The following is a 12,643-nucleotide window of genomic DNA, read 5'->3' on the forward strand; positions in this document are numbered from 1 at the left end:
TATCGCTGTCCCACCCTCATTCACCGCGGCGTCAATCAGTCTTTCTCCATCACCCCAACGCGGCTTGAGATTTTAGGTCGGTCACGAGAGCTCGGTCGAGAGGCCGCGCGATGTGTTAACCATGCGGCAGCAAATCCACCGAGATCTCCCTTAACCCATAAAGGATTAGCGGAACGGTGACCGCGCATGGACGTTCTAGGACCTCAAGGGGACGGCTGGGGAGCAGGACTTTTGAAACAACGTTCAATATTCAATGCCATTTGTTCGGTCAGATCCTTCTTCCAGCCATGTTGCCGACCACTTGAGCGTGCTTGCCGCCAAGGTGGATGAAATTGCCCAACGTGCCGGTGTTTCTGCCGTTGCCCGGCTGGACCTTGAGTCCACTCTAGCCGCCTTGCCGTGGCTGGACCGGCGGCGGCTTGGCCTGATCCTGGAAAGTGCCCGTGTCAGCACTACTGACGAAGCCGTCCGGGAGGCCGTCGCGATGATGCTCGCCCGAGCCGCCGAGGTCTGGGCCAGAGTGCCTCCACCGAATGAGCGTGGCAGCGACGGGCCTCAGGACCAGTGATCGATCTCACGAGAGCTTCGAGTACATGTCGCGTCCAGGCTCCCAGATCAGAACTACGTCGTCCCCCTCGTCCAGCACAACGCCCGAGAGCCTCCCGCGCCGTGCAGAAGCCTGAGCCACCATAACAGCAGCCTCGATGGCTTTTGGCCGCTCACCGAACTGCCCAAGCGTTTCGTCCGCGAGTTGAACGGCCCAGCCCTCTCCCGACGCGCGGATAACATAAAGATCCTGCTCGCTCATGGGGCCTCCTGACGGCTCGTATCAGTGCCGGAATGAAGAATAACGGAAGCTCGGCCGACTTATTCCGCGCAGACAAATCAGCAAATCGTTCAGTTGGCGCAGGAAAGGGTTCGACTAAATCACCAGAAAATGATCCTAGATCCGGTGATCTTGAGCTTCTCAATGGATTGGTTGGGCAGCCTTGCGCTGGCTCAACCGGTGGACCGTTAATGCGCTGCTACTTTCATCTGGTGAACAGTCACGAGTTCATCGGAGACGATACAGGTGTCGAAATCCTGGACCTCGCAACGGCGAGGGACTTCGCCCTGCAAGCCATCGAGGACATCCGCGAGGAGGCCATCCAGGTCGGCGCATCCTGGCAGGGCTGGCAGCTGGATGTCGTGGACCTGTCTGGTGAGGTCCTTTTGTCCATCCCGCTGGAGCCGGTTCTGCACTGACATCAACACGGGATGATCAGTCCTCGGGACCACGCCAGCTCCGCTCTTGCCAACTCTACGGGCACGTGTGAGGCGGAAGCCTCGGCCTGAACCCTCAAGAGGCTCGCCACCGGCCGACCTTCCGGAGTCTGAACATCGCCCCTCCGGACCAGGAACTTTCCCGGCCCAATGGCGTTTGGCAGTCCGGCTAAGCTGCAAAGGCCTGCGGGGCACCTCCTCGAGCAAAGCTTGGCAGAACCCTGAGAAGACGTTACCACGCCCATCATGGGACGGAAGCCAGTTGGCTTAGTATGGAGAGCACCTTGCCCGATGTGGCGCGTCGATGGTTCGGGCTGGAGGGGGCTCACCGGGTTCTCTGGGTCTTGTTCATCGTCTCCCTGGTGCTTCCCGTCAGCCTGTTCGGTGCCGCTGCCTGGCACAGCCGAACCCATGCCCTGGATGAAGCCTACAAGGCGATTGAACGGGCCACTCTGGTTCTCCAGGGCCATGCCCAGAAGGTGTTCGAGTCCTATGAGCTGGTCATGGACCGGGTCGAGGATCGGGTCGCCTCGATGGCAGCGGGCGACCTGCGCAACTCGCTTGAACTGCACCACCTGCTGAAAGACATCATCGCCCAGCAAAAGCAGATCGGCTCGATCTGGGTGGTGGATCAGGATGGGGTGCTCCAGAGCGCCAGCGGCCACTACCCTGTCCCACAGGTGAGCATTGCCGACCGACCCTATATGATGGCCTTCCGGGCTGGGCGGCGGGAGCTCATGGTCGGCGAAACCCTGCGTGGGCGCGTCAATGGCAATGACCTGTTCACCGTCGCGCGGCCGCTGGTTGGCCCTGATGGACGTCTGACCGGTGCCATTCTGGTGGCCGCCTACCCGTCCTACTTCCAGGATCTCTACCGCCGCAGCGCCCCTGACATGGACCATGCGGCGAGCCTGGTGCGGGCCGATGGCACGATCCTGGTCCGGGATGCTCACACCAGCACCAAGGCCAAGGCCGCGCGGGCAGGTGACAGGTTCATGGAGGCCGTCCAGACGAGCCCCACCGGCGCCTACACCGGCGTCTCCTCGAACGATGGGATCGAGCGCATCATCGCCTACCAGAAACTCGACCGCTACCCGATCTATGTCCGCTATGCGCTTGGAACGGACGCGGTTCTGGCTGGCTGGCGTGAGCAGTTGATCCGGTATGGTCTTATCACCCTGGTCATCATGGCGGGGCTTGCGGCCATGACCGGATTGGCGCTGGCGCGCTACAGACGCGAGCAGGCGGCCACAGCCCAGCTCGCCCAGGAGACGCACCGCCGCGAGGAGGTGGAGGAGCGCCTGCGCCGGGCCCAGAAGATGGAAGCCCTCGGTCAGCTCACGGGCGGCATCGCACACGACTTCAACAACCTTCTCGCGGTGGTGATGGGCAACCTCGACCTCCTGCGCCGCGCCAAGGACGACGAGCGCCGCAGCCGCCTGATCGGCAATGCGCTCGGCGCCGTCGAGCAGGCCCGGACCCTGACCGGCAAGCTGCTGGTGTTCGCGCGCAAGCAGCCGCTGCATGCCGAGACCGTCAGCCTCAACGAGGTCATCGCCCAGGCCGAGGACATGATCGTCCAGTCCCTGCGCGGCGACATCCGGCTGGAGCTGGAGCTGGCCGAGCAGCTCTGGCCCGTCCGGATCGATCCCTCGCAGCTCCAGGTGGCGCTCATCAACATGGCGGCCAATGCCCGCGATGCCATGCCGAAGGGCGGAACGTTTTGCGTCAAAACCGAGAACACGATGCTGCGTGACGGCGAGGTGTTGGAGGGGGTGGCCCTGTCTCTGTCAGATACCGGAGTGGGGATGCCGCGGGAGGTGCTGGCTCGCGTCTTCGAGCCGTTCTTCACCACCAAGGAGATAGGCAAGGGCACCGGCCTTGGATTGGCGCAGGTCTATGGCCTCGTTGAGCATTCCGGCGGATCCGTCGACATCCGCAGTGAGGTAGGGCGCGGCACCACGATCACGCTGTACCTGCCCAAGGCCACGGCGGATGAGCTTGCGCCTGCCGTACAGGACAGCGCACCCAAGCCGGCAAACCCACGCGCCCTGAGCATACTCGTGGTGGAGGACAATGTGCAGGTGGCGGAGATGGCGGAGACGGTGCTGACCGAGCGCGGGCACTCCGTCAGCAGCTCGCGCAGTGGCGACGACGCCTTAGCTGTCCTGGAAGCGGGTGTCCGCGTCGACGTTGTGTTCTCTGATCTTGTGATGCCGGGCGCGATGGATGGTGTCGATCTGGCCCGGACCATCCGCGAGCGGTGGCCCTGGACTGCGGTCGTCTTGGCCACCGGCTACAGCGAGGCCGTCGCGGAGGCCGACAGGGAAGGCTTTGCGGTCCTGCGGAAGCCTTACGTGCCGGATGCGCTCGAAGCCGCGATTCAACAGGCCGCCGCGCGTACCTCTGAGATGGCCAACGTTGTGCCCCTCAGGGCATCGGCTCCAGCGGGTGCTGCTCAAGGCTGACTATCTGGAGTTGACAGCTTTGGGCTACCCGCCAAACAGCTATGGAGCTTCATTCGCCGGGTGAACGGCCCAGCCCTTTCCGGGCGCGCGGATGGAGTAGCAACATAAGCCAAAGGAGAGCTTCGACGTGGCAGCTTGTCGAGGTAATCTGATGGCAGCGGCCTCTCACGGCCTGGTCCGCTGGACCGCCCTGATTGCGAGGCCCCGACGCCGGCCGATCAGGAGAGCCTTCAACTCCGGTCGCGCCGGCGTCGCCCCTTCGGCTGGCGTGCATCAGCTTGGGATTTGTCGGAGGCGGCAAGCCGTGCATCATCCCTGTCATGACAAAGTGGCGGAGTACCGCCGTCAGGTTCAGGAAATCCGCACTGCTGTCGAAAAGATCTCGATCAACGAGGTACGCGAGCAACTCCTTGAGACAGCCGAGCACCTGGAGGCATTGGCGAGGGAAGAGGAGCGCAAGGATCACGGCAACAGCGCCAAGCCGGCCCCTCAAGGCGTCGGCGATTGCTCCGACACAGGTTCTCGGACGCGATGAGAATTTAAGAGCAGACCCGCCACTTCCTCTTCTGGAAGCGCCCGTGAGAACAAGTAGCCCTGCAGCTCATCACACCCCATCGCTGCAAGGGCAAGCTTTTGATCCTCTGTCTCAATGCCCTCTGCCGCGACCGTCAAGCCCAGCGTATGTCCGAGGGTCACAATCGCCGTGATGATCGCAGCGGAGTCCTCATCCGCGGCATGCCCCAGGTGCTGAATGAAGGAACGGTCGATCTTGATCTTGTCGACTTCGTACTGTCGCAGATAACTCAGGCTCGAATACCCCGTCCCGAAGTCGTCCAGGGCGATCCTGAAGCCCGCGCTCCGCAGCAGATCCAAGGCACCGCGCGTGAACTCATCATTGTCGAGCAGGGTGCCTTCGGTGACTTCAAGTTCGATCCGGCGCGGGTCGGCGCCACACTCCCGAACGATCTCGATGACCCGTTGCGCGAAGCCACCGGACCGGAACTGCACGGGTGACAGATTAACGGCGACGAACAGATCCGGCCATCGGTGCGAAGTCGCACACGCCTGCCGTAAGACCCACTCGCCCAAGGGCACGATAAGCCCTGTCTCCTCCGCGACCGGGATGAACTGGTCGGGCGTGATGAGGCCGCGCGTCGGGTGCTCCCAGCGGATCAGAGCCTCCAAGCCAATCATGGGGCCGCCGGTACGCGCCACCTGAGGCTGGTAGAAGACCTTCAACCCCTCCCCCGACCCGAGTGCCGTTCGCAATTCCTCCTCAATGAGGGCGCGACGCTTGACCGACTCATCCATGGAGTTTGTGAAGTAGCGATGACAGTCGCGTCCTTCGTCCTTGGCATGATAGAGAGCGATATCCGCCTTGCGCAGGAGTTCGGCGCGATCCGTTCCCGCCTCTGGCGCGAGGACGACACCGATGCTGACGCCGACAACCGCCTGGCGGCCAAGAAGGTCAAACGGCTGGCGCACAGCCTCAAGAATGCGTGCACAGAGGGCTTCAACATCATGCCGATCCTGTATTCCTGTCTGCACAAGGGCGAACTCATCTCCTCCCAGCCGCGCGACTGTGTCGGTGGGACGGATCAACCTGGAGAGCCTGCCAGCAAACTCGCGGAGCAGGATATCCCCCGCCACATGGCCAAGCATGTCGTTCACCTGCTTGAAGCGGTCGAGATCGAGCGTCAGGAGCGCGAGCTTGTCGCCGCGCCGGGTGCGAACAAGGGCCTGGTCGAGTCGTTCATCGAACAGACTGCGGTTCGGCAGCCCTGTCAGGACGTCATGCGAGGCTAGGTGCTGGGCATGCGCCTCGCTCGCCCGAAGTTCCAGCATGGAGCGCCGGAGCCAGCGAACGAGCAGAGCCATCATCATGACCACGGTTGCAAGAACGAGCCCGGCAATGGGTCCGAGGACCCACAGAATCTTTGTGCCAGGGAGTTCCGGTGTCCAGATGAAGTACCCGATTGGTCGGCCGAGGTCGCTCGTGAGCGGCAACGCCTTCTCACTGGACATTGCTGTGTCAAGCTGTGACAGACGCGCACCATCAATGAGGTTTCGCTCGGACAACTCCTTGAGGAAGTCACTATCGAGGAACCGAACCGAAACAATGATGAACTCACGGCCACGTTCTTGGGTGACAGCCGCGGTCGATGGCATGAACTTCATCGCGCTGGCGGCTGCTGGCCGGCCGAGCACTTCCAGAAAGTGGGCGTCAAAATCGACCTCGTCGCCTGAACCGGCCACGCTGCTTGCCTGCCCTAAACGACTGCGGTTCTGTCGGTTCTGTTCGGCATGCACTGGATCACGCACACCGTTGATCAAGGTTTGCAGGTCGGACTTCACCCGGAGGAATTGGTCCGCCGACGCACGCTCCCCATCGGTCATCGCATAAACTGGCGCATTGTGCGGGTCTAGGATGTAGACCTGATCGTGACCAAAGAGCTGGTACAGCCAAACGCCAATCTCGTCATTCACCCATTGCCAGTTTGTCGAAGGGCTATGCAACTCCTGGACGGCTTGATCCCAGACGGCAATGGTCTGCTGCTGCTTGCTGAGTTCGTAGACGCTGCTGTGGATGGCGTGGCGGGTGGTGCGGACCTGGCGCTCGACCGAGATGCTGTCACTCTGATGGGCCGCGACGAGCAACCCAGTTGCGGAGAGGACGATGGCGGCCAGCGTAACAACTCCAACGGGAATAAGGATCCTGGTCGCGAACCGAAAGCCTGAACGCGGGAGGGGGCGGGGCACGCTAGAACCTCAGCAGTATTATTGCTTTTCTCCTTCTATCTGCAGGGGGTAAAAAATTTACACCGTGGCCGATGGGCACAGGCAAGAGGTGGCTTTTTGGTAGACGTCTCTGGTGTCGCGGTCGGTTTAGTTTCGGCAGCCCCCTGCCCTCCGGGGTGGCCCGCAGGACGACATCCCGTTCGTTTCCGAAACATACCAGCTCAAGTACTTCATTCATGCTGCCCGCACCGAACCTGCAAGGATGGAAAATAACGTTTCGAACATGAAGGCCCTTGGCTGGTGAACCAGCCAAGGGCCTCTATCGGAGCAGATGGCTGGCGCGCAGCCTCAGGGGAGTGGCTGGGCGACCTCGCTGGAAGCCCACAGCAGACGGGGCTTCAGCGTCGCCCGCCCCCGTTGCCGTTTCCGTTGCCACCAGCGTTTCCGCCACCATGGCCATTGCCACCATTGCCGTTGCCGCCAGCGCCACCGTTGCCTCCCCGACCACCACCTCCGGCATTGCCGTTGCCGCCGCCTGGGTTGGACGGATCGGTGCCCTTTACATCGGTACTGGTGTTGTCGGCCGGCTCCGATCCGTTGCCCAGGCCGTTGTTGTTGCCTGGCCCCTGACCGTTTCCGTTCCCCGGTCCGTTGCCATGACCCGTCCCGGCACCATTGCCATTGCCGCCGGAACCTGCCGACCCGCGGCTGCCACTGCCACTCGCAGAGTTTCCGCCAAGGGAAGCGCCAGATGATGCATCTCCTGGAGCGGCTCCGGCGAGGCCTCCACCTGCGGATTGTCCGGCCGCGTTACCTGAACCCGGGTTCCCGACTGCACCCGCCATGGCGCCGGAGGAGGTCGCACTGCTGCCCCTCGTGGAACCAGCAATCGCAGATGAACCAGCTGCGGATCGCGCTGGAGTGCCGACTGCGACAGAGTTCGTGCCAGAGCCGAAGATACGATCCAGGAAAGATCCTCCGGGGACCGCGATCGATCCTGTCGTCTCGGCTCTAAGGTCTTGGTTTACTGCACGCCGCGCCTGCGGACGGATTGCGCATCGGCAGACTTCCTCGCCCTGGACGATGCGGAGGCGGCAGTTGCTGTACATGGACGCATTGGCAACGGCAGGCTGGCACTGTTGGCCCGACCTCGGCATCTGGGCCTGAACCGAGGCCGAGGTAGCGAGAAAGAGGGTCATCGCAGACAAAGCGAGAGCATGCGAACGCTTCATGGTTCACCTAACAAGAGAGTACTAATGAGGGCTGATCGCAGAAGAGCGGCTCAGGTTGCTAGATGACGCCCAACTCGGAACATGGTTCCGGCACATTCCTAGAAATATTTTCAGAAGATGTGTGGATATGCCTGCGTCCGTTAACCGATAGGCAATCTTTATACCTAGCTGCACCTTAGCTTTAGCCTGGCCTTTGACAGAAGCCCAAACGAAAGCCCCTGATAGTCTTGAACTATCAGGGGCAAGCAATAATCGATGGAAGGGGCTTCTCTGGCCTAAGGGGCCACAACCGGGCAACGATGTTATTGCCGGATCAGTTCCACGGCTTACCTGGGAAGGGAGCGGGTCAGCCGCGTGGTCGGCGAGGTCCGGCCTGCGCCACCGGCAGGCTGCGGGCGACAGGCAGATCGACCGTCGGCTCGCTGGTTCTTGCGCCCGAAGCCGAAACCCAGCCACGCCCGGATTGGCGTGAAACGAACGTATGGCCTGTCTGCGAAGGGGGCAGGATCGACGAGGTCAGGTTGTCCAGGGCGTACTCGCCACTGGCTGTGGCGACGATGAGCACCGCATGAGCCTCGCCGGATGAGGTCGTGCCGACCGAGATAGAAAGCGCCGAGGCCGGCCACCCGCGCTGCAAGAGCAGCTTGCGCTTCAGTAGCGCGAAATCCTCGCAGTCTCCCTTGCCACTCGTCGGCAGGGTCCAGACGTCCTCGCGCCCGTACTGCTCCATGTCGGATACTTCGACGATGGTGTTGTTCACATGGCTGTTGATCTGCCGCAGCTCGGACATCCGCTCGGGCGTGAGGTCTACGCGTGCAGTAGGCTTGGCCAATACTGGTACGGCATGAACAGCCATCGCCAGAGTGAGGACAAGGCCACCGGCCAAGCCGCGAGAGATCGACATCATAGGATTGCCCCCAACCCGATTTAGTCAGCGCCGGCTTTAGCGGCACCCGACTCGTTTGTTGTGTTTGGAATCTATTAACTGTGACTTTAAGCCTAGAATGAGGCGGCTCAGCAGCCGCATCGTGGCTTGCCTGTTCCAGAAATCGGGATGACGGCAGATGGAGATCCGTCGATCAACGCAAATTACTTTGTGACAGAGGGTGTTTCAATCCAGGACGAGGAGAACCTGCTCCAATTCCAACCAGCCCTCCATGGCCGTCCTCAAGCGCGAGGAAGGTCCTCTCATCGGGGTGAGGTCATCGACCAGCGCAGCCTGATCTCGCGACCGGGTGTGGAATGCGTCGCTGGTTTGATGTCGCTTGTTCCGAGCCGTAGGGTCGTGTTCCCCTACCTCCCGCGATCACGGACGGCACGACCGCAATCGTCCATCAATCCATGACACGGGAGCAGTCAGGGACGCGAACCTAGGGATCCTTGGAACGGGGAGGACGGTATGTCCACAGGAACGTCCGAGCAAGTCCTGGCATCAATCGTCGAGGGAATCAACAAGGGTAATCTCGATAGGCTTATGGCTCTTTATGAGCCTGGAACCGCTTTTGCGACACAGCCTGGGAGCCTCGCACACGGCTTGCCGGCTATCCCTGAAGCGCTGGCCGGTTTCATTGTGATGAAGGGCAAACTCTATCTCACAGTGACCAGGATCTTTGAGGTCGGCGATCTGGCCCTCGTCATTGGGGTTTGGTCATTCACGGGCACTGGGCCAGACGGAGAACCCGTGTAGCTCGCGGCAAAAAATGCGGACTTTCTGCGCCGTCAGGCCGACGGCTCTTGGCGTTTCGTGATCGACAATCCATGGGGAACCGACTGAAGACGTGAGGCGCGGTCCAAGAGCACATCGCGTTGGTTACCTCGCCCTGTTCGGAACCGGCTCCAGCCATCGCCCAGGAACCGTCAGAACGGTTCGACCATCCTCGCTCACCACCTCAATCAGGAAGTCACGTTCTGGCTGTGATAGAGGATCTCTGGGCGATTGCAGGCCGATGAACACTCGCGCCATCTTAAGCGCAATACTGTGGGCCGCCCCCAGGCTTGGAATGTTCAAGCCGCGCGGGTACTTCAGACGGCGAAACTTGGTCCAAACGTAGACGTCATAGGTCGGCATAGCCCTAATACAGTAGCCGAGTATTCCTACCCCGCCACGCACTCCTAGGGAGTACTTGGTGACACCCGCAGGTCAGTTCATTCGGCGGGGGACCTGCTCCTTCAGCATCATTTTCCCTCTCATAGGCCAGGGCAGGGATCAGAGATCAAAGGAAGAGCGGTCGGAGGGACCGGACAAGCCACCTATTCGCTCGATTCTGGGAGATCATTCGTCGAGGGGGGCGAGCGAGCCATCTGCCTGTTCAGATGCTCAACAAGAGCGTCAGGATGCACGGGCTTCGCCACAAACTTTGCAGTAGGTGGCAGGTCCCCGTCATCAGGAAAGGCTTTACCTGAAATCACCAGCACGCCGACGTCCGGCCAGCCCTGTGCCACGAGGCGGGCAAACTCAAAGCCATCAATGGAGCCAGGCATGTTGACGTCGGTGAGAACTGCACTGACACCCTGTCGCTGACGGAGCGTTTCGAAAGCCTCGTCGGCGTCCTGCGCCTCCAGCACCCAGAAGCCAGCTTCGCGCAGGATGTCGACCTGCGTCAGCCGGACGAGCGGCTCGTCCTCCACCAGGAGGACAACGGGTTGATTGAGGATGGGAGCGCGGGGCTTTACCTTCATAGGGCCGGGAACGAACATGGGTGGGGCGCGGTTCCGCCCGACGGATGTACCGCGTCATGCAGGACCGAAAAAGCCTCCTGAACTACCTCTTGCCGCGGGTGGAGCGCTCCACTCTTGCGGCGAGTTGCTTGATGCGGGCGACCACATCCTGTGGAGGATATGGCTTCTCAAGCAAAGGTCCCGCCTCGCACAGGGTGGCAGCCACCTCAGCCGACCGCTCCACCCCTGAGGTCAGGATGACCTGCACGCCCGGCTTGTTCGCGCGGATCCAGCGGGATAGGGCGAACCCGTCCATATCCCCCGGCATCTGCACGTCGCTGAACACGATGTCGACTGCCACGTCAGGCGACTGAAGCATCGCAACCGCCTCCTCCGCATTGACCGCCTCATGGACCTTGTAACCACATTCGCGCAGGTAATCGGCGACGACCAGACGGATCAGGATCTCGTCCTCGACGACAAGGACGGTGTGCAGAGGACTATCCGATTGGGACGTGGCATTTGTAGCGGCTGGGCTCATGCCAGGCTAATCGCCACGCTTACGCCTTTGTTCCCGAGCCTCTCATGCCTTAGTCGGATCGGGCCAGCCGAGGCTTTCGCTGACGAGACCGATCACGCGCGAGATCAGGTAGGGCTTGCGAATAAACGGGCCGAGGTCATCAAGGTCTGGAATGCTGAAGGCGTCCGATACACCCGAGGTGAGGATCATCCGGGTGACCATGCCGTTCGTGTGCACGTGGCGCGCGACGTCCAATCCGTCTTGCTCTCCAGGCAGGTGGATATCAACAAACAGGAGATCAACGCGCATGGTGTCGAGCACGGTGATGGCGTCACCAGCGGAACTGGCCTCCAGCACCTTGAACCCATGGGCTCGCAATTCGACGCTGATGGCGGAGCGCGTCAGGACGTTGTCTTCAACAACCAGGATGGTGGGAGGTATTCGACGCGGCAATGTCGTGACTGATGCGGCACTCATAGCGACCCCTTACGCAACTCGTTCGCCGGTTAACGGTCGGTAGCCGTAGGAGTTCTCGTCAAGGCGTGGGATGGTTTGCCCCTTGCGACTACGCGTTTGGAACCAAAGCGCGGCAGATGCGCTTTAGTCTACCGTTTCTTTGTTCTGTTCGCTCCGTGTCGCATTCGTTTCTAGGAACCGTATTGCTGGTCGAGGATGAGCCGCTGGTGCGGTTGGTGACGGCTGACATTCTCATCGAAGCCGACTTCCGTGTTGTCGAGGCCGCCAATGCCGACGAGGCTCTCACCCTCCTGAGCGCCGGGGTTGAGGTGGACGTTCTGCTCTCGGATGTGGAAATGCCACCAGGCCGTAACGGCTACGCGCTGGCTCGTCAGGTTCACGAGCATTGGCCCAGCACCGAAATCCTGATCACGTCGGGACGAGAATGGCCGCAGGCCGGGGACCTGCCACCGGGAGCCGCGTTCCTGGCCAAGCCGTGTCCCAGCGAGACCCTGGTGTCCTATGTGCGATCGGCCGCCGAACGGGCGCAAGCCGCCAGAATCGCCAGGGCTGAGACAGATTTGGCCGAAGGAACGGTGGTGCCCTTTCCCAAAGCAGGATGACACGAGAAAAGCCGACCTAGCACCCCGGCAACAGGCTGTGAGCAACCTGCACAAGAGTCGGGCTAGCGCTTAATGAGCTGGATCACCTTCCGGGTCTCCGGCTCGACGATAGCAATCTGGTCGCCCACAATGATGTAGCTGTAGGTCGTCACCGTTGGAACTGTGGTCGCTGCATCCTGGGGCAACTCGAGCACTTCGACCTCCTCCGGGATCATCATTCCAACCCGAAGCGGTTCACTCAGGTTAGCTTGCGGCAGGTCCGGCGAACTCCGGACCTGGTCCAGGATCATCTTCTGCTTTTCGGGCGGAAGCGGGCGTGGCCCGCCGGTTTCAACCGGAGTTCCCTGGGTCGGCTGGGACGAGGCCGGAGCAATCGCGCCAAGTGCGACCATTCCGGCGATAACGAGCGGCACTGTCGATCTCATGATCTTTCTCCTCGCCCCACTGGTCAGCCTAGTTGTTTGGTGGCGGAACGTTGTTGGGATCAGGTGCGTTGTGCGATTGAGGAGTATACTTGGCGCTTCGATGGTCTGCGACGCCGGGCTTCTCGCCGCAGAAGGAGGACGTGATGCACTCCCTTCACCCGCAAGCCCGCACCACCCCGGCGGTCCGTCAGGAGATCGCCCGCTCGCGAGAGCCCACCGGCGTGCTGGCCCAGCGCTTCAGCGTGAGCACCGAGACCAT

14 protein-coding genes and 1 pseudogene are annotated in these 12,643 nt (G+C 61.6%); 7 read left to right on the forward strand and 8 right to left on the reverse strand.

Annotation, left to right across the window (positions count from 1 at the left end):
• The first annotated feature begins 307 nt into the window (after window positions 1-307).
• Window positions 308-568 (forward strand): hypothetical protein, encoded by a 261-nt coding sequence (locus tag NF876_RS29610; RefSeq protein ID WP_262271888.1) that lies wholly within the window; start codon window positions 308-310, stop codon window positions 566-568.
• 6 nt (window positions 569-574) lie between these two features.
• Here the strand turns inward: NF876_RS29610 and NF876_RS29615 are convergent, their stop codons facing one another.
• Entirely contained in the window at window positions 575-808 is a 234-nt protein-coding gene (locus NF876_RS29615) for a hypothetical protein (protein WP_262271876.1), read from the reverse strand.
• Window positions 809-1,017: 209 nt separating this feature from the next.
• On the opposite strand from NF876_RS29615, the gene NF876_RS29620 reads away from it, so the two are divergent.
• A complete protein-coding gene (locus tag NF876_RS29620; RefSeq protein WP_262271877.1) occupies window positions 1,018-1,245 on the forward strand; it encodes a DUF6894 family protein in 228 nt (75 codons plus the stop codon).
• 311 nt (window positions 1,246-1,556) lie between these two features.
• Complete coding sequence (locus NF876_RS29625) at window positions 1,557-3,731, forward strand: ATP-binding protein (protein ID WP_262271889.1); 2,175 nt, start codon at window positions 1,557-1,559, stop codon at window positions 3,729-3,731.
• A gap of 489 nt (window positions 3,732-4,220) precedes the next feature.
• On the opposite strand, the gene NF876_RS29630 is transcribed toward NF876_RS29625, so the two are convergent.
• Window positions 4,221-6,389: a putative bifunctional diguanylate cyclase/phosphodiesterase gene (locus tag NF876_RS29630; protein WP_262271878.1), complete on the reverse strand. Its 2,169-nt coding sequence runs from the start codon at window positions 6,387-6,389 to the stop codon at window positions 4,221-4,223.
• A 374-nt stretch (window positions 6,390-6,763) separates the two neighbouring features.
• Here NF876_RS29630 and NF876_RS29635 point away from each other — a divergent pair, with 374 nt between their 5' ends.
• Window positions 6,764-7,225 carry a hypothetical protein gene (locus NF876_RS29635; RefSeq protein WP_262271879.1) on the forward strand — a complete coding sequence of 154 codons (462 nt, stop codon included), beginning with the start codon at window positions 6,764-6,766 and terminating at the stop codon, window positions 7,223-7,225.
• A gap of 823 nt (window positions 7,226-8,048) precedes the next feature.
• Here the strand turns inward: NF876_RS29635 and NF876_RS29640 are convergent.
• Window positions 8,049-8,609, reverse strand: a complete 561-nt coding sequence (locus NF876_RS29640; protein WP_262271880.1) for a transglutaminase-like cysteine peptidase — start codon at window positions 8,607-8,609, stop codon at window positions 8,049-8,051.
• A gap of 492 nt (window positions 8,610-9,101) precedes the next feature.
• On the opposite strand from NF876_RS29640, the gene NF876_RS29645 reads away from it, so the two are divergent.
• Window positions 9,102-9,389 (forward strand): YybH family protein, encoded by a 288-nt coding sequence (locus NF876_RS29645; protein WP_262271881.1) that lies wholly within the window; start codon window positions 9,102-9,104, stop codon window positions 9,387-9,389.
• A gap of 123 nt (window positions 9,390-9,512) precedes the next feature.
• Here NF876_RS29645 and NF876_RS43565 read toward each other — a convergent pair whose 3' ends face one another.
• The 4 genes from NF876_RS43565 to NF876_RS29660 form a co-directional block, all read right to left on the reverse strand.
• Complete coding sequence (locus NF876_RS43565) at window positions 9,513-9,770, reverse strand: DUF6894 family protein (RefSeq protein WP_373696740.1); 258 nt, start codon at window positions 9,768-9,770, stop codon at window positions 9,513-9,515.
• A gap of 182 nt (window positions 9,771-9,952) precedes the next feature.
• Window positions 9,953-10,399 carry a response regulator gene (locus NF876_RS29650; RefSeq protein WP_262271882.1) on the reverse strand — a complete coding sequence of 149 codons (447 nt, stop codon included), beginning with the start codon at window positions 10,397-10,399 and terminating at the stop codon, window positions 9,953-9,955.
• Between the two features lie 64 nt (window positions 10,400-10,463).
• Complete coding sequence (locus NF876_RS29655) at window positions 10,464-10,901, reverse strand: response regulator (protein WP_262271883.1); 438 nt, start codon at window positions 10,899-10,901, stop codon at window positions 10,464-10,466.
• Window positions 10,902-10,943: 42 nt separating this feature from the next.
• Complete coding sequence (locus NF876_RS29660; protein WP_262271884.1) at window positions 10,944-11,357, reverse strand: response regulator; 414 nt, start codon at window positions 11,355-11,357, stop codon at window positions 10,944-10,946.
• Window positions 11,358-11,539: 182 nt separating this feature from the next.
• Between NF876_RS29660 and NF876_RS29665 the strand changes: the two genes are divergently transcribed.
• Window positions 11,540-11,959, forward strand: coding sequence for a response regulator (locus NF876_RS29665; protein WP_262271885.1), 420 nt, complete (start codon window positions 11,540-11,542; stop codon window positions 11,957-11,959).
• 62 nt (window positions 11,960-12,021) lie between these two features.
• On the opposite strand, the gene NF876_RS29670 is transcribed toward NF876_RS29665, so the two are convergent.
• Window positions 12,022-12,384, reverse strand: coding sequence for a DUF1236 domain-containing protein (locus NF876_RS29670; protein WP_262271886.1), 363 nt, complete (start codon window positions 12,382-12,384; stop codon window positions 12,022-12,024).
• A gap of 143 nt (window positions 12,385-12,527) precedes the next feature.
• Between NF876_RS29670 and NF876_RS43870 the strand changes: the two are divergent.
• Window positions 12,528-12,643 (forward strand): annotated as a pseudogene (locus NF876_RS43870) (IS481 family transposase); the annotation flags it as partial.

The sequence above is a fragment of the Microvirga yunnanensis genome, assembly GCF_025460875.1.

Excerpts from the sequence above, each read along its gene's own strand:
- NF876_RS29640 (WP_262271880.1), bottom strand. The coding sequence starts at position 8,609 with ATGATGTCGATCTCTCGCGGCTTGGCCGGTGGCCTTGTCCTCACTCTG.
- NF876_RS29655 (WP_262271883.1), bottom strand. The coding sequence starts at position 10,901 with ATGAGCCCAGCCGCTACAAATGCCACGTCCCAATCGGATAGTCCTCTG.
- NF876_RS29615 (WP_262271876.1), bottom strand. The coding sequence starts at position 808 with ATGAGCGAGCAGGATCTTTATGTTATCCGCGCGTCGGGAGAGGGCTGG.
- NF876_RS29650 (WP_262271882.1), bottom strand. The coding sequence starts at position 10,399 with ATGTTCGTTCCCGGCCCTATGAAGGTAAAGCCCCGCGCTCCCATCCTC.
- NF876_RS43565 (WP_373696740.1), bottom strand. The coding sequence starts at position 9,770 with ATGCCGACCTATGACGTCTACGTTTGGACCAAGTTTCGCCGTCTGAAG.
- NF876_RS29645 (WP_262271881.1), top strand. The coding sequence starts at position 9,102 with ATGTCCACAGGAACGTCCGAGCAAGTCCTGGCATCAATCGTCGAGGGA.
- NF876_RS29670 (WP_262271886.1), bottom strand. The coding sequence starts at position 12,384 with ATGAGATCGACAGTGCCGCTCGTTATCGCCGGAATGGTCGCACTTGGC.
- NF876_RS29660 (WP_262271884.1), bottom strand. The coding sequence starts at position 11,357 with ATGAGTGCCGCATCAGTCACGACATTGCCGCGTCGAATACCTCCCACC.
- NF876_RS29620 (WP_262271877.1), top strand. The coding sequence starts at position 1,018 with ATGCGCTGCTACTTTCATCTGGTGAACAGTCACGAGTTCATCGGAGAC.